Origin of the sequence: Eremococcus coleocola DSM 15696 (assembly GCF_000428865.1) — a bacterium.
Lineage (GTDB): Bacteria > Bacillota > Bacilli > Lactobacillales > Aerococcaceae > Eremococcus > Eremococcus coleocola.
On record NZ_KE386808.1, the window covers coordinates 38417 to 57634 of the forward strand.

Here is a 19218-nt window from a genome sequence, read left to right on the forward strand (position 1 = left end):
TCAAAGATGTCACTCCAGAAGGCACAATCGATACAAATACCCCAGGAGATTACACAGGAAAAGTTGAAATAACTTATCCAGATGGATCAAGTGAAATCGTAGACGTACCAGTCACAGTTAAGGATACAACCCCAGGTGGGGAAGATCCAAAAGATCCAGAAACCCCAGGTGAGGAAGATCCAAAAGATCCAACTAAACCAGGTGCTGATCAACCAGGTTCAAATAACTCAACAGAAAACTCAAACACTTCAAACGCTGATTCAGCAACTCAAGCGGATAAAGCTGGTATGCTACCTGAAACAGGTGAAGAAATGTCAGCTCATATCTTTGGTGCTGCAGCACTTTCAATCCTATCAGGATTAGGACTAGTTGCTACTAAATGTCGCAAAGAAGAAGAGTAAGAGTAATTGAGCAAGTATTAACGAGTTATTCGGGATACACAAAAAAGCTAAGCAACATCGTTGCTTAGCTTTTTTGATTTTTCAATTTGAGGAAATTCGAATTATTAAGGCTCTATGTCAAGTGATGTTGGTAAATAGTAATAGTTGCACTTGTAAATATGCCTTTGATTGTAGCTTAGAGGTCTTTGATAAAATTGGACAAGGCTACGTGAAGGATAACCGCTTTAAAGAGAATATTGATCAATTCGATCAAGGAACCGCTCAATATGCTTGGGATGCGATGAGTGAATATTGTAGAGTGAATAAATAAGAATATGCCCCAGGTTAAGCCACCTGGGCTACTTTGATTTTTGTTAACATCACAAGGCTTTAGATATACATTTATTTAATGATTTGTGATATATTATCATTAAATTATGAGAAAAATCATTTGATCTTTTTAGGCGCAATTGTGATTGGATTAAACTGATTGATTCAAGCCTTTTACCAAGGGAGTGACTTGTTACAGTAACTTATTTATGAATGAAGTTATGATGTGTGCTTTGATTATTTGACATCCTATTATATGATTCTACATTGTATCGATCATAGAAAGTGAGGGCATTACATGTCGAAAAATAATACCCCCAGTTTGTATTATATAGGTTTCCTATTAATTTTCTTATTAGTTTTTTCACTCGTGTGTATCTACTTTCCCTTGGATGCTACCTTTCTTACGGGGAACTTATTCCATTTGTATATTTTAGGAATTAACCTTTTACTTTTATTTGACTACAAGTTGCCCAATAAAAAAGCCATCGGTAATGCTATGTTATTGACCTATTTAGTGGCTTTGACTGAAATAGATCGGCACCTGATTTGGGAATTCTATCGGTTTAATTGGTGGTCGCTTATGCCCATTTTATTAACCTTTCTGGCAAGTCTTAATTTTTTCCGTTTAAAAGAGGTTTATCCTGAGTCTGACCTCGTTTTTATTTCTCATGGAAAAATAAGGCTTGGTTAATCAGTGTATTGATTGGGATCCTCTGTGGTCTACTTGGAGCTGGGATAAACTTTATTATAAAAATCAATTATCTAGCCCCAACCCCTAATTGGTCCATCCATGCTTTGATACTTTCTTTAGATAGTGCAATTTTTGAAGAAATTGCGTTACGAACAAGTTTTTATACCTTAGCTCTCCATCTTTTTAAAGGAAATTTGACGAATAAATATGCCAATTACTTAACTTGGATTGGCATGATCTTACCTTTTGCAATCGTTAGGCAAACAAACGTGTTTATGAATGAGGGCCTGGTTGCAGGTGTGATTTCTAGCTTGATTCTTTCACTTGTTTTTTATTTCATTTTTGCCTTTCTCCAACGAAGACGAGATATTCTATCGGCTATGGTGGCCCATGGGCTTGTTTCTGCAATTTATTATATGTTTTCTCAGGTGAATTTCTAGGAGAATTATCAGTGGTTTTTGACAAATAGAATGTAAAAAAGTAACTATCCGACTTAGGTCTAATTAATAAATCAAGACAAGTTCATATAATAAAGACAGTTAAGCAGTACTCAAAGAAAGGTGGTAAAATCATGGGAGTCATCATAAAAACCTTGAAAGCGCTATTACTATTTATCCTTGCTGGTATTTGTATTTTCTATTTAACAGGAGGTCGCTTTGTTTTGGGATCGAATGTAAAAGAGATGGATACCCAAAACTTTGATAATTATAAAGATATCAAAGCGTTAGATATTGACTTGAATTTGAACGAAGTTATGATTGAGCCCAGTGATGAACCTATGATTGAAGTGGAGTATCCAGTGTATTCCAATCAAGCAGTGCAAATAAAGGTCAACCAAGAAGGCGATACCCTTCGAATAACAGATAGTGGTAAAAAATTTGCGCATGTAGACTTTCCCTTCTTCCATAACTCTCTCGCTCTAACTACGGTGCGAATCCCCAAGGATTATATCCTAGATCAAATGACCTTTAAACTGGATATGGGGTCACTATCTGTATCAGAGGTTAAATCTCGACAGACTCTTCTTGACCTTCAAATGGGGTCTTTAACTGCAGAGTATGCTAATTTAGGTGCTTTAACCGCAGACTTAAATATGGGATCAATTGCATTTGATGAGGTCGAACTTGCTGGAGATTCTGACTTAGATTTAGATATGGGAAGTTTCGATGGTTCGATGAAGGCTAGTAAGGGTACTGTTAAAATGAAAGTATCCATGGGATCAGTTGATCTTGAGATGTATGATGGTAATTATAAGTATTTAACTGATGCAGATATGGGAGATATCTCTGTCAATAACGATGGCAACTCTAGTCAAGAATATGATGCCGTGATTGATATTAAGGCCTCAATGGGTAACGTGGATATTCAATAATTAAATAATAGGGAGTCCAGACTAATGACAGTTTGGACTTTTTTTATATAAGTGGCTGCATTTATCCTTTGATTTGCAATCTTAAAATTTTGAAATGAAAAGTTAGATGATTATTTATAGCAAAATTAAACTGAGAGCAACTATAACAATTTTATTAGTTTATTATTATAATAGGAATTAGGTTGACTTTAGCTTCTTAAACTTTGTATTATTAATATGATTAATAAATTATTGGAAGATTTGTTGATGTATTATTTATTCTTGCTCTTAGCTATCCTAGCGCTGATCGGCTTCTTTGTCTTTCTCTTTCGTAAGATTAGACCTCTTTGGAAGAAATTATTGGGGCTTTTGGGCTCTTTAATTATGGTATTTGTGGCTTTGTTCTTTTTTGTATTTCCACCCTTTGGACAAATTGATTCTGGCGTGGCTGATGAGGTTGAGAGTCAGATAATTTATCTTAAGCATGAAACGGCCTATAAGGAATATGAAACGGAAAAAGGTCAGCGGGAAATTCCCGTACGAGTTTGGTGTCCTAAGAATAATTCAAAAAAAATTTACCAGTCTTAATTTTCTCCCATGGGTCTTTCGGGATTGACCAGTCTAATGAAATTCTTTTCCAACAATTAGCTGCTAAGGGTTATCTAGTCATGTCTTTATCTCATCCTTACCACAGCTTCTTTACGACCCTATCCGATGGCAAAATTATCAATGTGGATATGGCTTATATGCAAGAAGTTCTGGCTCAAAACCAAGGGCTAAATTATCAAGAATGCTTAGATAATTTTAGAAAATGGGTGGGTTTACAGGTAGAAGATATGGCATATCTAGTTGACCAGTTAGAAGATAATCAACTCGAATCAATGATTAATCAACCCATTGATAAGGATACAATTTTCTTAGCCGGACATTCCTTAGGTGGGGCGGCGGCTTTAGAAATTGGACGCCAAGAGCCTCAATTATTTAAGGGAATTGTATCGTTAGAAGCTCCTTTCTTTGGGGATATTATCAGTGCGGATGAAAATCAATTTAATTTCATTGAGGAAGAGTATCCCTTGCCAGTCTTGCAAATTTATTCCGATGCCCTTTGGGATAAACTACCAGAGCTAGGGGATAGTGAGTATCATACGAATGTGAAGTTACTCGACGCCAATCAGGATAAATTTATTAATTATCATGTAACGGATGTGGGCCACTTAGGTTTAACTGATCTAAGAGTTTCCTCACCATTCTTAACCAACTTAATTGATGGGAATATCAATAGCAAAGACTATGAGGATGTCTTAGATGAAATTAATAATCAAATCTTTAAGTTTTTAGAGGATAAAAGTTAAAAACATATTTATTAGCCCCCTAAAATTGAGTTTTTATTCAATTTTAAGGGGGCTATATTTTATTGAAGTTTTATAGTCAATGATTCATTTTGCATACTTCTTTATTTATATTAAACATTCAAAAAAACTTAATTCTTTGGTCGGATGTAAGCTGAAATTTATTAGATGATGGTTAAATTAGATAAAGTACTTAGGTGCGATTACACTATCAATCAGTAGTTTTCTATCAGGAGAAAATGCCCAACAAATGGCTGGTTGTGCCGATAAATTGTGGGCAGCATCCTGCTTTGTGTCTGCGATCGGCCTGGTAATATCCTTGATTATTTTACGATTTTATAAATTAAATAATCATGATGTCCAATTAATGGCATGGTGTAATGCTGGGGAAATTAGTCGTCAAGAAGCAGAATGTCAAATGATTAATCAATACTAAGAGTAATAAAAGCTATGATAACGCTTTATTCCATTGACATATTTATGCTACAATAAAATAAAAAATAGTGAGGGATGCTTATGCAAGAAACATTATTTATTGTGAAACCAGATGGAGTTAAGCGTGGACTTGTCGGTGAGGTATTACGGCGAATTGAACGACGAGGCTTTAAATTAACGCGGCTAGAAATGCGTCAGGCTGACAAAGCAATTTTAGCTCGCCATTATGAAGATTTACTAGAGAAGCCTTTTTACCATCAAATTGAAAGATATATGATGGAAGGGCCACTAGTCGTTGGAACTTTCTATGGTCCGGATGCGGTGAAAACTTGGCGCAAGACTATGGGGGTTACAAATCCCGCCGAAGCTGATATGGGAACTATTCGGGCAGATTTTGCCATGGGCCCTGATGAAAATGGAGATATGCGGAATGTGGTTCATGGTTCCGACTCAGTTGAATCCGCTGAACGTGAAATTAATATTTGGTTTGGTGAAGGATAAATTTATCCTTAGAAAATTAAAATAACCTTGCTAATATGGTCCCCCTAAGTGGAAGTTTTAGGTCCAACTTTAAGGGGGACTATTTAATATTATTCGGGTTATTTTTTATTTACTCTCATTGGCAAAAATCAATTGTCAGCCAGACGTTCAAAGACAAATAGGTCCGGTTTGGATAGGTCAGCCTTATAGTAGTAGCCGTCTTCGCTAAAGTCTTTAATTTTTGCTAGATCAACAATTTGATGCTGGGCGAGAAATTTAACCATGCGACCGCGTCCTTTTTTGGAAATGGTTGAGTGCTTTTTGACCTTACCCTCTTTTAATTCTTGAAATTCAAAATCAATCCACTGGTAATCTGTTTGCTTGAATAGGCTAGAAAACTCATCAGAGGCTAGGTTTAGGATAGTCTCTCCTTTTGTAAAAGTTTTATTATAGACCGGTTTCCAATAAGCCTTTAAACTTTTTTTACCTAGCTTTAGCGAAGTAGTGAAATCTAAACGGTAGGGCTTTATGGCCTGATTAGCGGGAACCGGGCCATAAAGGGCAGATAGGATGGTTAAATGGTCATCAAGATAGGTTAGGGCGGACTGATCCAAAGCGTCAAGGTCCATCCAGCGGTAGGCCAAACCATGGTACATATCGATAGCCTTATATGTTATGGTTTTATCAAAGGCCCGGATATAGGCTAAATTTTCAGTCAAAAGCGAATCATTGATTTTTAACGTCTTTTTTAATTCACTGGGACTTAAATTCTTTAAGTGAGTCACAATTTCTTGGCTTTCAGCACTTAGCTGCCAGTCTTGAGCAAGTGGGTGAACTAAGTTCATTTCTTTGGCAGGGGAGATGATAATTTGCATACAAGACCTCCTTAGGGTGTTTAACTTATTATACAGGAATATAACGGAATTTGATATTTTTCATAACATTCAACAAAAAATAAAACGCTCCCATTGCCTTAATGATAGGATAATGATAAAATTAATATATAAATTTTGATTAAAAAGGAGCTTAGAAAAATGACTGAACATGCCCATAAAATTGCCATTCAAGATACCTACGGTGAACGTTTCCAACATTGTTGGGGTTGTGGCCCTAAAAATCCAGACGGCTTACATCTCCATACCTATCCAAGCGAGGATGGTGAAACGACTATTTGCCAAATTAAATCTGATCCACAATATACCGGTGGTGTTCCAGCAAACCTATACGGTGGTATGATTGCTATGATTTTTGACTGTCATGGGACTGCATCAGCCGCATGGTTTAACCACCATCAAAAGGGCTTGGAATTAACAGAAGATACCGTGATTGGTCGTTATATCACAGCAAGACTCGAAGTGGACTTTAAGAAGCCTATCCCAATTGATGCCCTGATTACCGTTAGGGCACGGCCAGAAGAGATTGGTGAACGCAAGATAATCGTCAATATGGAAATGGAAGCCGAAGGAGTAATCCGTGCCAAAGCTCGAATGGTAGCCGTTGGCGTTAAGGATGATATGTAATAAAATTTGTTAGTGGTGGATTAATGAACACAAATGAGACATTTTATAAAGGTACCCAAGCTGCTTTGAAAGACTTCTACAGTCAAATGACCTTAGAAAACTATCAAGAACAAACAGATTTGATGATTAAAAGATTAGGAAATATCCCCTATACTTCCCTAGAATTGGGGGCTGGTGTAGGATTAGTAGCTATTGACTTAAATCTACGTGGAGCTACTGTAACGGCGCTCGATTTTGATGAGACGGTTCATCAAATTGCTCAAGTCAATCAAGAAAAGTATGGCAGTCAGGTAGAGTTTATCCAGGCTGATTTTTATCAATTTCAACCATCTAAAAAGTTTGATTTAGTGTATTATTTAGATGGTTTTGGCCTAGGCAGTGATGACGATCAATTGAAGCTCTTAAAACAGATTCATACTTGGTTGAAACCTGAGGGTAGAGCGTATATTGAGGTTTACCAGCCTGACTACTGGCGAAAAGCAGCGGGTCAGCAGATGGCTCTGGGTTCTGATTTTAAGCGAGTCTATGCTTTTGATGAGAAAGACCAGGCCATGGTAGATACTTGGACTCAAATATCAAGCAAGCAATCATTTGTCCAAAAATTAAGGTGTTACAAGCCGGACCGAATGAGCGCTTTGGCTAGTCAGGCAAATTTAAAGGTAGATGCAGTCTTTCCAAATGGTAAAATGGATTACAAGACCATGCAGTATTATTCAGAAGCCAATATTGATGAATGTATGTCCTATGCTTTAATTTTAAGTAAATCAATTTAATATATGATAATTATGGATTAAAAAATTTGATTAATTGTCCAATTAGAAGCAGGTTAGTAATGGAAAATTCACAATTTTCTATTATCTATCTGCTTTTTCCTTGCCTATATTAATAGCTTATTTCTGAAGAAATGATAAAATATAGCTATAGTTATTTAGTAACAAAGGTGAGCCAATTCAATGATTTATATTAATAATTAACTATTTAAGTGAGGAAAAGGAGGGAGATTATGAATTTTCAAGAATTAGTTGATTTAGATTTTCAAGCGCTTAATTTTATTACCATTTCAGTCAGAGTGCTTATGGCGATAGTCGTAGGTGCCATTCTTGGTTATGAACGGGAAAAGTGAACCGGTCAGCGGGTTTGCGGACCCATACCTTGGTTTGTTTGACGGCATGTACGGTGATGATGACCAATGTTTATGCTTATGATTTTTATGAAGCCTCGTCCGTGACCCGGATGGCAGCCCAGGTCATTTCTGGAATCGGTTTTTTAGGGGCGGGGACGATTTTGGTCACCCGAGGGAATCAAATTAGGGGCCTTACCACGGCTGCTTCACTTTGGTCGGCTGCTTGTATAGGTTTGACGATTGGTATTGGCTTCTATGAAGCGGCTATTGTTGTGACAATTGCTATCGTCATCATTTTGGTTTCTTTTAGTCCTATTAAAGACCGGATTCAAAGTCGGTCAGATTATATTGAAGCGCTTGTGGACTTATCAGGCGAGAATGCCCTCATGAATTTATTCAATTTCTGTCATAAAAAAGATATTCATATTTCCAGTCTCCACCCCCATGAATTACAGGGGCAGGCTAAGTCTTTATATTATTTATCGGCTAGTTTGAATGGGTCAGATAGAGCTAAGTTTTTGGAAGAATTTAAATCAGAAACCGGCATTGAAATTACTTTGATTAGTAGCCAAATGGAATAAAGTGTGTCCAAGCTAAGGTCGCAAGATAACGTGGCGGTCAAGGTTAATCTGTAGTAATTACTATTTAGAATCTTTACAATTAAGACTTGTATTTGAATAATAATTAACCTATAATACAAGTATAGAAAAACAACTTAATAAATGAACAAGCGGTGGAAACCCATGCAGCCGGATGATTGGCTAGTCGCCAATCATAGCAGTTCGCTCAAGAGCGCAATTGTGAGACGTATTACTATGTCTTATTTTTGCGATATTTTTTATTAAGGGTAAAAGATTATTTAGGAGGGATTACTATGGTAAAGTACTTTTTATCAACGCAATCTGGTCGTTTACTCGTCGCTGGAACACTTTTGTTTATTGTCGCTTATTTCTTGACCCAACCCCTACAAGCCTATGTCACATATCTTGCAATGATCTTTTTAGGTTATGAATCGACTCATCATGCTGTCATCGATACCTTTGAAAAAAGAAAACCGAATGTTGATTTATTGATGGTCCTAGCTGCGGTCGGAGCGGCTTTGATCCATTATGAAATGGAAGGGGCCATGTTACTCTTTATTTTTAACTTAGCCGAAAACTTAGAACACTATGCCAACCAAAAATCTACCAAGGAAATTAAAGCCTTGATGAATCAAGTGCCTCAAAAAGCTAAGAAAATCCAAGCTTCTGGTGAAGTTTTAGAGGTTGAAACGGAGAGCCTCCAAGTAGGCGACCGCGTTTTAGTCTCTAAAGGCGACCAAGTTCCGATTGATGGTTATGCAGACCAAGTGGTCCAAGTAAATGAAGCAGCCTTGACGGGTGAATCTGTGCCGGTAGCCAAGGAAGCGGGAGCTGAAGTTTTTGCCGGAACAGTCAATGAAGGAAATGCCTTTAATCTGGAAGTTTCTAAAGCGGCCGACCAGACCATCTTCTCTAATATTATCCGAATGGTTAAAACAGCTCAAGAACGTCCTTCCCGGGTCTCTAAACGTATTGATAAAATAGAACCTTATTATGTGACCGCCGTTTTATTATTAGTGCCACTTTTCATTTTTCTATTGATGCAATGGCAAGGCCTACCATTTAGAGAGGCCTTTTACCGGGGGATGGTCTTCCTAACGGTGGCCAGTCCATGTGCCTTGGTGGCTTCTGTGACGCCGGCGACCCTGTCTGCTATCTCTAATGGGGCTCGTCATGGCATTCTTTTCAAGGGGGGTGCTGCCCTAGAAGCTTTAGCTTCAATGTCTGTTTTATTAAGTGATAAGACTGGGACTTTAACGGTGGGGGACTTTGCCGTGGTAGATTCTCAAATGGCTGATCCTGCTTATTTAGCTCAAGTGATAACCATGGAACAAGAATCTAACCATCCGATTGCTAAAGCTTTAGTCACTTATTTGGACAAAATGGATATTCATCCTTTAAGTAAATCAGCTAAGGTTGAAGAAGTTGCGGGTAAAGGACTTAAAATGGGGGACCTAATGATTGGTAAACCGGCCAATTTTACCGAATTTGCTGACCCCCACAATTACCGCCAAGCTTATCAAGCCAACCATTCAGTCGTTTTAGTTACTGATAAGGATCAAATTGTCGGTTACTTTGCCTTATCTGACCAAATACGTCCCCAAGCTAAAGCAGCAGTGAATGACTTTAAAGCGGCCGGGGTGGATGTTCATTTGTTAACAGGCGACAATCTTCAAGTAGCTCAAGCTGTTGCTCATGAAGTTGGGATTGACCATGTTGAAGCTGGGATGATGCCGGAAGATAAATACAATCAAGTTCTTGATCTTCAAAAGACGCAAGCGATTGTAGGTATGATTGGGGATGGCATCAATGATGCGCCGGCCCTAGCTGCTGCAGATATTGGAATTGGTATGGGGGCCGGTTCAGCCGTTGCTTTAGAATCATCCGATGTGATAATTGCTAAGAACAACTTGCAAGAATTGCTCTATGCTTATCAAGTGAGTCACCATTTAAATCATATTATTAATCAAAATATGATTTTTGCGGTGGGGGTTATCATCTTTTTAATTAGCTTAAATCTATTTGGCGTTTTACCTCTACCTTTAGCGGTAGCTTGTCATGAAGGGTCAACGATTTTAGTCATTTTAAATGGCCTTCGCTTATTAGCAGGCAAACCTCAAGAAAAGAAATAGTAAAGTTAAAATAAAAAGTCCTCAAAGTAGGAGACTGGGTCAAAGGGTCCAGTTTCCATTACTTTGAGGATTTTTTAAATGGAGCAAGGTAAAAATCGAGTCCCGCTTATTTTTCTAAGAGGTCATTGATTTGTTGACTGAGTTGGTGGCCAATATCTGTTTGGCCCACCATTTTCCGGGTTGCCCGTTTAAAAACAATTTCTTGTTGTGGAAGTTCTTCTTGGAGATTTTTGATTGCGTTTGCCCGGCTTGTAAATGGGTGGTGAGCCACTAAATAAACTTCATTTGAGTTATCAATCAGGGTGTAGCCAGCTAAGCCAGTCTTTTTTTGGTAGGCCCGGGATAAGCCCCCATCGATAACTAAACACTTGCCATGGGCTTTAATTGGACGCTCACCTTTTAAGGCTTTAACGGGGGTATGACCATTAACAATGTAACCTGATTCATCTAAACCAAATTCTTGCAAGAGTTTAACACAGAAGTCTTCATGATTACGGAATTCATAATAAGGATTTTGAGGTTCTTTATGGGTAGTCTTATCTGGAATGAAGTATCGTTCAAAGGTTTTCATCGTTTTCTTGCCAAAAAGAGTTGACCCTTCACCACACCAGATATACCATACCAGATCGGTGGCATGATCGTCGGTAATTTCAGGGTGGTTATAAGCTTCATGAATGGCTTGATCATAGAAATCCATTAAAGATCGACCTCTATAGGATTTGCCTTGGAATGTCACTGGCATAAAATCGCCATTCGGTAGACAAGGCATGCAACCGTGGAAAAGTAGGTTCCCATTATTCAAAGTATAAAGTTGGCCCAGACTCATTAAGAAGTCAATATGTTTTTTGAACCGTTTAGAGTGTTGGAGTTGATTGGCAAGGTCCAAAATTAATAGTTCTTCACCTAGGGTTAATTCGTACGGTTTTTCTGGATCTACTAATTGGAAACACCCATTTTCAATGGGGTAGGTTTGACCATCAATTGTAATCTGACTATAGTCTTCATTCATAATATGTAATTGTTTGCGGTCATCCATCTTAAAGTCGGGACGGCGATCGATGATTTGACCTTCTAGTTTAAATTGGATGATTGAGATAGCCTGGTGCATTTTGGTAATCGATAGGAATTTATCGGGACGAATCGAATTTTTATCAATGCCTCTTGGATGGAAGGCGGGGTTATCTTCATAGTATTTATCCGCAAATTTAGCAAGACGCGATAAATCAATACCATAACCTTCTTCTAACAAACGAATATGACCATAGCGTAAGGAAATCCGTAAGGCGATAGCTAAAAGAGCGAGGGAACCGGAATAAGCTCCAATCCAGATGATATCATGGTTACCTAATTGTAAGTCCATGCTAGGCACTTCCATCAGGGCATCAATAATGGAATCTGGATGAGACCCCCGGTCGTAGATATCACCTAAGATATGCAGGTGATCTACTACAAATTGCTGAATAACCCGAGCTAGACTGACCGCAAAGTGGGAGGCTAGGTCCAAATCAATGATCGACTGGAAGATAGCGTCATAATAGGCTTGTTTATTTGAATCTTGGTCGTATTGATAAAGGAGTTCTTCCATAATGTAGGCATATTCTTCTGGTAAGGCTTTACGTACCTTGGACCGGGTATATTTACTTGAAACATGGCGGGTGACCTTAACCAGTCGGTTCAGTAAGACCTTCCATTGGTCTGAAGAATACGTTTTATTCTCAATAAATTCTTCGGGATAATAAATAGTAAAACAGAGAATATTTTGTTCTTTCTGGGTTAATTCTCCCGAGAATAATTCAGCTATTTTGATAGAAATGATACCCGAACATGATCGTTTAAGATGGTCAAAGGCTTCAAATTCACCATGAATATCAGAAATAAAGTGTTCTGTTGCTTTAGGTAAGGCTTGAATGGCTTTAAGGTTAATAATTTCTGTTAAATCAGCCGAAGTTTTACAACTTGTCATAGATAGGATCCAACTCCTTTTTATTTGTTTAAACAGATTATAACAGAAAAATTTTATTTGGGATATATTTTCTGTGACTTTAAGCCTGATATGTTATACTGACTTATATAAGCTGAAATGGAGTGATAGAATGTCTGTGATTAATGATAATTTTGTTCAACTTTTAAATAGTAAAAAGGTGCCACTTAAAAGCCAAGAAATTGAAAATGGACATATGTTACATCGTATGAATTTCCAAATTCAAAAAAATCGTGCCTCAGCCATTGAAGTAATTATTCAGGGTGGTCAAGATGACTATGCTGATGCCCAAGTAATCTATCGTAATATCTATAATATGAAAGATCGGGCGCAAGAAGGTCAAGCTTTAGAATTAATTAACCAGCTTAATGAAATGCGGACCGGTTATTATAATCTATTCTTAGCTGGCGATGGCGAAATCTTTTTAAGGACCTTGATGCGGGTGGGTCAAGATCCAGAACCTCTTTATCAAACCATGATTATGGGATCTGGCATTGCTCGAAACTTAGTTAAAGAATTTGAGACCAGCCTCGATGGCAAAAAAGCGTAGGTAGTTCTTGTGATGAATCGTCTACTAGTAAAATATCCAGCCTTAAATTATGTTTTTACGGTTCTTTTGATTTTATTTTCATCCCTTTGTTTTGGGGTGTCCTTGAATTTATTCTTAATTCCGGGTCATATTTATTCTGGTGGTTTAATTGGTTTCGCCCAGTTAGTAACCTATGCCTTGGAAAATCTCCTCCCCCAACCTATCATGGTGCAAACTGGTACAATTTACTTCTTAATGAATATTCCAGTTATCATCTTATCCTGGGTGCAATTAGGGCGTAAATTCACCCTCCTAACCCTAGTTGTGGTTGCCGTATCATCTTTAGCGTCAAATATAATCCCGATTACTCAAATTTCATCCGAACCCTTGTTGAATGCCATTGTCGGCGGGGTGATTGCCGGTGTGGGGATTGGACCCTTAATTCGTTATGGGATGTCCTCAGGTGGTCTAGATATTGTTTCAATGGTTATTCACCGTAAGACTGGGATGAATGTGGGCTCTTTGAACTTTATGATGAATATGATTATTATTGGCTTTTCAGCGGCCATTTATTCGCTAGAGTTAGCCCTATTTACTCTAATTTCTATGTTCGTTACTTCTTATATGATTAATATCATCCATACGAATGAAGAACGTTTAACTGTTTTTATCGTTACCAGTGAGGTTAATCCAGTGGTTCAGTCAATTTATGCCAATCTTCATCGGGGAATTACTATTTTGGATGCCTACGGGGGTTATTCTAATTCGACACGAAAGGTTTTAATGGTTGTGATTAACCGGTATGAACTCTTCGACTTAGAAATGGCCGTGGAAGAAGTCGATCCCAAGGCCTTCGTCAATATTATTAAATCAATCCGGGTTAATGGTCATTTCTTAACCCGGCAGCAACAAGAAAGAATGGATAAAATGAAAGCCGGTATGACAGACAGCCGGAAATTTTACGAATCCTAATTTATAACAATTCGGGGAGCGGGCAAAAAGCCCAGCTCCCTTCATTTTTTATTCGTGCTTTTTGATATATTTAGTTTTTGGGGTGGGAATAATCTAGAGTTTCTGGCAAAATCGGTGAACGCATGATCTCAAGTCCATCGCTGGATTCACCGAATACAATCCACCCATTCTAGCGAAAACCATAGAATATTCTTAACCTTCCGCTCAAATTTCCTTCATCTTTGAGACGATTTTTATAAGTCGATAATAAAAAAGCTTGGCCTACAATTAGCCAAGCTTTAATTATTTTCTATTAAATGATTATTTCAGATTAAAATATTCTTCCAAGAATAAGGCTAAGCCATCTTGGTCATTGGTATAATCGGTCACGGCATCTGCCACAGCTAAAACTTCTGGCACAGCATTCTTCATGGCTACCCCTAAACCGGCATATTGGAGCATTTCTAAATCATTATTTTCGTCTCCAAAAGCCAAGATATTTTGGAGAGGAATATGATAAAAATCGGCAATGGCTTGGACGCCGCGGTTCTTATAGATTCCTGCATGAATGACTTCTAGTAAAGGTAAAACTCCACCCCAAGTTCTAACGGAAACACTATCCCCATAATGAGCAATAATTCTGTCTTCAATGACCTTCATATTACTTTCAGCACAAAGAATAGTAAGGGCAGTCGGATTATCTAAAAGGGATTTACGGTTCAGGCTAGCAATAAGATTGGAATCCTTTGGGAAAAAGGGACTGTCTGGAATATTTAGGTTGGAAGAATAAAGTTGTTCTTTTCCTTCAGCCAAGATCATGTCAATTCCTAACTCATCCTGTTTGGTTAGCAAATCAAAGGCAATTTCTTTATCCAATTCATAATGATATCCGCCTAGCCAAGCTGGTCGACTAGGATAATGGCAATAAGCACCGTTAAAATTTACAATGGGATTATCTAAGCCGATTTGGCGGTATATATCACGACTATTCCGGTAAGGTCGACCGGTTACAATACAAACTAAATGACCTAATTGGTCCAATTTGCGTAGGGTTTCAATCGTTTTTTCACTTAATTGGGCTTGGTCGTTTAAGGTGGTGCCATCTAAATCGATGGCAATTAGGTGTTGTTGCATGCAGCTACCCCTTTCTACTACACTTTATTATAGCGAATTGTTGGACTTTGTAAAATTTTTTTACTATATTAAAGTAAATCTGTGAATAGGGAGAAGTCGACCATGTCAGTTGAAATTATTGAAAAAAAAGTTGCATCGATACCCCTCTTAGAGTTTGTTGCCCAAGAGGGGATAGACCAAGCGCGACCCTTAGTGGTCTTCTATCATGGTTGGACTTCCTGCCGTGAAGAGTGTGCGGCTGCTGGTTTTGAGTTAGCCAAACAAGGCTACCGGGTGCTAATACCAGATTGTCTTCATCATGGCCTGCGCCGTCAAGAAGACCTTCCCTTTGATAACCAAGAATTTATTGAAACCATTTTGGCGAATGTCAAAGAATTTCCGTTATTAGTCGCAGCCTACCGTGACCAGAACTTAATTAAGGATGACTATGTGGCGGTTGCAGGGATTTCAATGGGAGGGATTACTTCTTGTATGCTCCTTAGCCAAAATTTTGGAATAAAATCGGCTGCAGTCTTAATGGGTTCACCCCAACTCTTAAAATTAGCCCGTCATTTAATCCGGATGAATCAAGATGATAGTCAGTTGAATGCCGAAACCTTATTACACGACGAAAATAGACTCTTGAAAGCCTTGGGTCTTTACCAAGAATTTTTTGCCTTAGACTTGTCATTGCATAAAGACAATCTAAAAGATATGCCACTTTATTTCTGGCACGGCTGCAAGGATCATTTTGTTGAATATAATCTAACCGAGGAATTCATTAAAATGAATGTCAAAAAACCTTTTGCAAATTACTTATATTTTGACCCTCAAGTTGGCAAGGCCCATCAAGTAGACTATAAAGAAGTATATAAAGCAGCAATCTTTTTAGGTCAGGCTTACCTTTATAAAGATGATAAAAAAGAAATTTGGACCCACACGGTTGACTTAATTCGCCAACGTTATCAATTTATAGATTTTCAAAGTGAGGAGGGGTGAGGTGTCTCGCGCTCAATTACTAACCCATACCATTAATTTAAACCATCTGAGCCCGGCGCCAGTCGGACATTGCCAATTATTGTTACTTATCGAAGTAGCCCAAAGTCATATTGCGACGGATATTCGAACTGGCTTTCCCCAACTGATGTTAGCAGACCGTCGCCGACTCCTAGAGTATGTAGAGGATATCTATTTAACTCGTACGTCGCAGATAAAGATAGATTTATCCAGTCTCTTAAGCTTTATAGAAGAAATAAAACAAGAGTTACCTAGCTTTGTTAATCAGCTAGAAGGAATTAAATTACAATCCTTATCCTTTGATTTCTTCTTAGACTTATATGATGACCAGGCCTCTCAATTAACTGATGGAGAAAAGTTTGACCAAAACCATAAAAATATTTGACCTTTTTTGACTAAAGGTATATACTAAGAATTGTTAAAAGTTATAAATAAGCTTTTAGCAATTTTTTTAGAAGAAAAAGTTTGACTTTATTTGACCAATATCAAAGTTACGAGAAAGGTTGTGACATGATGATTGATAAAATGACTACGACCATGCAACAAGCCATTGGCGAAGCCCAACAAATTGCGATGCGTCGTCATCACCAAGAAATTGATTTACCGCATTTATGGTTGGTTTTCTTACAAGCAGACCATTTTGCGAAACACTTATATGATGAATTAAATATTGATACCGAAGCCTTTAAGCGTCTGGTTGAGAATGAAATTGATAAAATTGCGGAAGTTTCCGGATCCAATGTGAATTATGGCCAAGCCATTAGTCCACGGATGAATCAATTAATCGCGGATGCGGGTCAATTAGCTGAGGACAATGGGGATAAGTTTATTGCCACAGAAATGGTCCTCTTAGCTTTAATGAAACAAAAGCATAATCCGCTCACTGAGTTTTTGACCCAACAAGGCTTAAAGGAAGCTGACTTAAAGGCTAAGATTGATGAAATTAGAGGAGGCGATCACGTGACTCAACAAAATGCTGAAGAAACTTATGAAGCTTTGTCACAATATGCCGTAAATCTTAATGAAGCGGTTAAAAATAATAAAATGGACCCAATCATTGGGCGCGAGGAAGAAATTCGTGATGTCATCCGGATTTTAACCCGCAAAACCAAAAATAACCCAGTCCTCATCGGGGAACCTGGGGTGGGTAAAACGGCCATTGTTGAAGGTCTAGCCCAACGGATTGTCCGTAAGGATGTCCCTGATAACTTAAAAGATAAAGAGATTTACTCCCTAGATATGGGGGCCTTGATTGCCGGGGCTAAATACCGGGGTGAATTTGAAGAACGTTTGAAAGCAGTTCTTAAAGAAGTTCAAAAATCAGAAGGCCAAATCTTGCTCTTTATTGATGAAATCCATACCATTGTCGGGGCAGGTAAAACGGAAGGATCTATGGATGCGGGCAACTTATTAAAACCAATGCTTGCCCGGGGTGAACTCCACTGTATTGGGGCGACGACCTTGGATGAATATCGGCAAAACTTTGAAAAAGACAAAGCCTTGGAACGTCGTTTCCAAAAAGTTTTGGTTAAAGAACCCGATGTGGAAGCGACCATTACGATTTTGCGGGGCTTAAAAGAACGGTTTGAAATCCACCATGGGGTAAATATCCATGATGGGGCTCTAGTGGCAGCCGCAACTTTGTCTAATCGTTATATTACCGACCGGTTTTTACCTGATAAGGCTATTGACTTGGTTGATGAAGCTTGTGCCACTATCCGGATGGAATTAAATTCTGTACCTTTAGAAATGGACCAAGTTAATCGACGCTTGATGACCTTAGAAATTGAAGAAGCAGCCCTCAAAAAAGAAGAGGATGATGCTTCAAAACGGCGTTTGGAAATTCTTCAAGAAGAATTAGCTGACTTAAGAGAACAAGCCAATCAATTGAAGATGCGTTGGGAAACTGAAAAGGAATCCATCAATGCTCTCCGCAATAAACGTCAAGAATTAGACCAAGCTCGCCATGATTTAGAAGAAGCTGAATCAAATTACGATTTAGAAAAAGCAGCTCAACTCCGTCATGGTATGATTCCGCAATTGGAAAAAGAACTTAAAGCCTTAAATGAAGCAGAACAAGAAAGTGACCATAAGTTAACCCAAGAATCTGTGACTGATGAAGAAATTGCTAAAGTGATCGGTCGTTTGACGGGTATTCCGGTTTCTAAATTAGTCGAAGGTGAACGGACTAAGTTATTGAACTTAGATAAGGTGTTAGCTCAACGCGTGATTGGCCAAGACCAAGCCATCGAACGGGTCACTGAAGCTGTCTTACGGTCACGGGCTGGTATCCAGGATCCTTCTAAACCAATTGGTTCCTTCTTATTCTTAGGTCCAACTGGGGTCGGTAAAACTGAATTGGCTAAAGCCTTAGCCCAACAACTCTTTGACTCTGAAGACCATATGATTCGGATTGATATGTCCGAATACATGGAAAAACACACCGTGTCTCGTTTAGTCGGAGCCCCTCCAGGATACATTGGTCACGAAGAGGGGGGGCAATTAACTGAAGCGGTCCGTCGTAATCCATATACCATTGTTTTGTTAGATGAAATTGAAAAAGCCCATCCAGATGTCTTCAATATTCTCTTGCAAGTCTTGGATGATGGTCGTTTGACCGATTCAATGGGGCGGACAGTTGATTTCAAGAATACCGTCGTGATTATGACGTCTAATGTTGGGTCTCATCTCCTCTTAGAAGGGGTGGATGACCAAGGTCATATCGAAGACCAAACTACCCAACAAGTAAAACAAATCTTACGACAACAATTTAAGCCAGAATTCTTGAACCGGATTGACGACATTGTTATGTTCTCACCATTAACCCTGACTAATATGTCTAAGATTGTCTTGAAAATGGTGGCTTTACTCCAAAGCCGTCTTCAAGCACAAGATATTCACTTAGATTTGACTGACCAAGCAGTTGAATGGTTGGCGGATTCTGGTTACGATCCTTTGTATGGTGCACGGCCACTCCAACGCTTTATCACCAAACAGTTGGAAACGCCTTTGGCCAAAGAAATTATTGCTGGTAAAGTGATGCCGAACTCAACCATTCAGGTTGACTATGTGGATGATCACTTGACCTTTGACACCCAAGTCTTAAATCCGACCCTTTAATCGGTCTAATTGAATTAGCAGAGCTAAGCCTAGTTTTTTCTCTAAGAAAATCTAGAAGATGGGCTCTGCTTTTTTGTTTAAAGGGAAAAATAAATGAAAAATTGATGTTCTTGCTGGAGCTTATGATAACTT

At 38.4% G+C, this 19218-nt stretch carries 20 protein-coding genes; 17 read left to right on the forward strand and 3 right to left on the reverse strand.

What is annotated here, in order from left to right; genetic code table 11:
• The 8 genes from G396_RS10715 to ndk form a co-directional block, all read left to right on the forward strand.
• A partial coding sequence (locus G396_RS10715; protein ID WP_034908020.1) for a Rib/alpha-like domain-containing protein occupies positions 1-401 on the forward strand: 401 nt, incomplete at its 5' end.
• A 73-nt stretch (positions 402-474) separates the two neighbouring features.
• Entirely contained in the window at positions 475-711 is a 237-nt protein-coding gene (locus G396_RS12180) for a TipAS antibiotic-recognition domain-containing protein (protein WP_428829646.1), read from the forward strand.
• 701 nt (positions 712-1412) lie between these two features.
• A complete protein-coding gene (locus G396_RS11640; protein WP_028125807.1) occupies positions 1413-1844 on the forward strand; it encodes a hypothetical protein in 432 nt (143 codons plus the stop codon).
• A gap of 131 nt (positions 1845-1975) precedes the next feature.
• On the forward strand, positions 1976-2776 hold the full coding sequence (locus G396_RS0109200; protein ID WP_028125808.1) for a DUF4097 family beta strand repeat-containing protein: 801 nt from the start codon (positions 1976-1978) through the stop codon (positions 2774-2776).
• A gap of 216 nt (positions 2777-2992) precedes the next feature.
• Positions 2993-3343: a hypothetical protein gene (locus G396_RS0109205; protein WP_162139979.1), complete on the forward strand. Its 351-nt coding sequence runs from the start codon at positions 2993-2995 to the stop codon at positions 3341-3343.
• Positions 3344-3384: 41 nt separating this feature from the next.
• The gene (locus tag G396_RS0109210) at positions 3385-4107 is read left to right on the forward strand and encodes a hypothetical protein (protein WP_345917265.1); all 723 of its coding nucleotides are present in this window, start codon (positions 3385-3387) and stop codon (positions 4105-4107) included.
• 247 nt (positions 4108-4354) lie between these two features.
• Positions 4355-4540, forward strand: coding sequence for a hypothetical protein (locus tag G396_RS0109215; RefSeq protein ID WP_006418657.1), 186 nt, complete (start codon positions 4355-4357; stop codon positions 4538-4540).
• A gap of 80 nt (positions 4541-4620) precedes the next feature.
• Complete coding sequence (gene ndk, locus G396_RS0109220; RefSeq protein WP_006418695.1) at positions 4621-5040, forward strand: nucleoside-diphosphate kinase; 420 nt, start codon at positions 4621-4623, stop codon at positions 5038-5040.
• A gap of 128 nt (positions 5041-5168) precedes the next feature.
• Here the strand turns inward: ndk and yaaA are convergent, their stop codons facing one another.
• Positions 5169-5894 (reverse strand): peroxide stress protein YaaA, encoded by a 726-nt coding sequence (gene yaaA, locus G396_RS0109225; RefSeq protein ID WP_028125811.1) that lies wholly within the window; start codon positions 5892-5894, stop codon positions 5169-5171.
• Between the two features lie 159 nt (positions 5895-6053).
• On the opposite strand from yaaA, the gene G396_RS0109230 reads away from it, so the two are divergent.
• The 4 genes from G396_RS0109230 (at position 6054) to G396_RS0109245 (ending at position 10375) form a co-directional block, all read left to right on the forward strand.
• Positions 6054-6539 carry an acyl-CoA thioesterase gene (locus tag G396_RS0109230; protein ID WP_028125812.1) on the forward strand — a complete coding sequence of 162 codons (486 nt, stop codon included), beginning with the start codon at positions 6054-6056 and terminating at the stop codon, positions 6537-6539.
• Between the two features lie 23 nt (positions 6540-6562).
• The gene (locus G396_RS0109235) at positions 6563-7312 is read left to right on the forward strand and encodes a class I SAM-dependent methyltransferase (protein WP_028125813.1); all 750 of its coding nucleotides are present in this window, start codon (positions 6563-6565) and stop codon (positions 7310-7312) included.
• Between the two features lie 346 nt (positions 7313-7658).
• On the forward strand, positions 7659-8243 hold the full coding sequence (locus G396_RS10720) for an MgtC/SapB family protein (protein WP_051221276.1): 585 nt from the start codon (positions 7659-7661) through the stop codon (positions 8241-8243).
• A gap of 293 nt (positions 8244-8536) precedes the next feature.
• The gene (locus G396_RS0109245; protein WP_028125814.1) at positions 8537-10375 is read left to right on the forward strand and encodes a heavy metal translocating P-type ATPase; all 1839 of its coding nucleotides are present in this window, start codon (positions 8537-8539) and stop codon (positions 10373-10375) included.
• A gap of 106 nt (positions 10376-10481) precedes the next feature.
• On the opposite strand, the gene G396_RS0109250 is transcribed toward G396_RS0109245, so the two are convergent.
• Positions 10482-12338: a fructose-bisphosphatase class III gene (locus tag G396_RS0109250; RefSeq protein ID WP_028125815.1), complete on the reverse strand. Its 1857-nt coding sequence runs from the start codon at positions 12336-12338 to the stop codon at positions 10482-10484.
• Positions 12339-12468: 130 nt separating this feature from the next.
• Between G396_RS0109250 and G396_RS0109255 the strand changes: the two genes are divergently transcribed.
• Positions 12469-12906: a hypothetical protein gene (locus G396_RS0109255; protein WP_006418688.1), complete on the forward strand. Its 438-nt coding sequence runs from the start codon at positions 12469-12471 to the stop codon at positions 12904-12906.
• Positions 12907-12918: 12 nt separating this feature from the next.
• On the forward strand, positions 12919-13857 hold the full coding sequence (locus G396_RS10725) for a YitT family protein (RefSeq protein ID WP_006418692.1): 939 nt from the start codon (positions 12919-12921) through the stop codon (positions 13855-13857).
• A gap of 300 nt (positions 13858-14157) precedes the next feature.
• Here the strand turns inward: G396_RS10725 and G396_RS0109265 are convergent, their stop codons facing one another.
• Positions 14158-14970: a Cof-type HAD-IIB family hydrolase gene (locus tag G396_RS0109265; protein WP_028125816.1), complete on the reverse strand. Its 813-nt coding sequence runs from the start codon at positions 14968-14970 to the stop codon at positions 14158-14160.
• A gap of 102 nt (positions 14971-15072) precedes the next feature.
• On the opposite strand from G396_RS0109265, the gene G396_RS10730 reads away from it, so the two are divergent.
• From G396_RS10730 to clpB, 3 genes are all read left to right on the forward strand, one after another.
• Positions 15073-15948, forward strand: coding sequence for an alpha/beta fold hydrolase (locus tag G396_RS10730; protein ID WP_006418679.1), 876 nt, complete (start codon positions 15073-15075; stop codon positions 15946-15948).
• A gap of 1 nt (position 15949) precedes the next feature.
• On the forward strand, positions 15950-16351 hold the full coding sequence (locus G396_RS0109275) for a hypothetical protein (RefSeq protein WP_006418670.1): 402 nt from the start codon (positions 15950-15952) through the stop codon (positions 16349-16351).
• Positions 16352-16476: 125 nt separating this feature from the next.
• Positions 16477-19086 carry an ATP-dependent chaperone ClpB gene (gene clpB, locus G396_RS0109280; protein WP_028125817.1) on the forward strand — a complete coding sequence of 870 codons (2610 nt, stop codon included), beginning with the start codon at positions 16477-16479 and terminating at the stop codon, positions 19084-19086.
• Positions 19087-19218 lie beyond the last annotated feature (132 nt).

Coding starts and splice junctions, on each gene's coding strand:
- G396_RS0109255 (WP_006418688.1), top strand. CDS start 12,469: ATGTCTGTGATTAATGATAATTTTGTTCAACTTTTAAATAGTAAAAAG.
- G396_RS10730 (WP_006418679.1), top strand. CDS start 15,073: ATGTCAGTTGAAATTATTGAAAAAAAAGTTGCATCGATACCCCTCTTA.
- G396_RS0109265 (WP_028125816.1), bottom strand. CDS start 14,970: ATGCAACAACACCTAATTGCCATCGATTTAGATGGCACCACCTTAAAC.
- clpB (WP_028125817.1), top strand. CDS start 16,477: ATGATGATTGATAAAATGACTACGACCATGCAACAAGCCATTGGCGAA.
- ndk (WP_006418695.1), top strand. CDS start 4,621: ATGCAAGAAACATTATTTATTGTGAAACCAGATGGAGTTAAGCGTGGA.
- G396_RS0109200 (WP_028125808.1), top strand. CDS start 1,976: ATGGGAGTCATCATAAAAACCTTGAAAGCGCTATTACTATTTATCCTT.
- G396_RS0109215 (WP_006418657.1), top strand. CDS start 4,355: ATGGCTGGTTGTGCCGATAAATTGTGGGCAGCATCCTGCTTTGTGTCT.
- G396_RS0109230 (WP_028125812.1), top strand. CDS start 6,054: ATGACTGAACATGCCCATAAAATTGCCATTCAAGATACCTACGGTGAA.
- G396_RS0109205 (WP_162139979.1), top strand. CDS start 2,993: ATGATTAATAAATTATTGGAAGATTTGTTGATGTATTATTTATTCTTG.
- G396_RS0109235 (WP_028125813.1), top strand. CDS start 6,563: ATGAACACAAATGAGACATTTTATAAAGGTACCCAAGCTGCTTTGAAA.
- G396_RS0109245 (WP_028125814.1), top strand. CDS start 8,537: ATGGTAAAGTACTTTTTATCAACGCAATCTGGTCGTTTACTCGTCGCT.
- yaaA (WP_028125811.1), bottom strand. CDS start 5,894: ATGCAAATTATCATCTCCCCTGCCAAAGAAATGAACTTAGTTCACCCA.
- G396_RS0109250 (WP_028125815.1), bottom strand. CDS start 12,338: ATGACAAGTTGTAAAACTTCGGCTGATTTAACAGAAATTATTAACCTT.
- G396_RS10725 (WP_006418692.1), top strand. CDS start 12,919: ATGAATCGTCTACTAGTAAAATATCCAGCCTTAAATTATGTTTTTACG.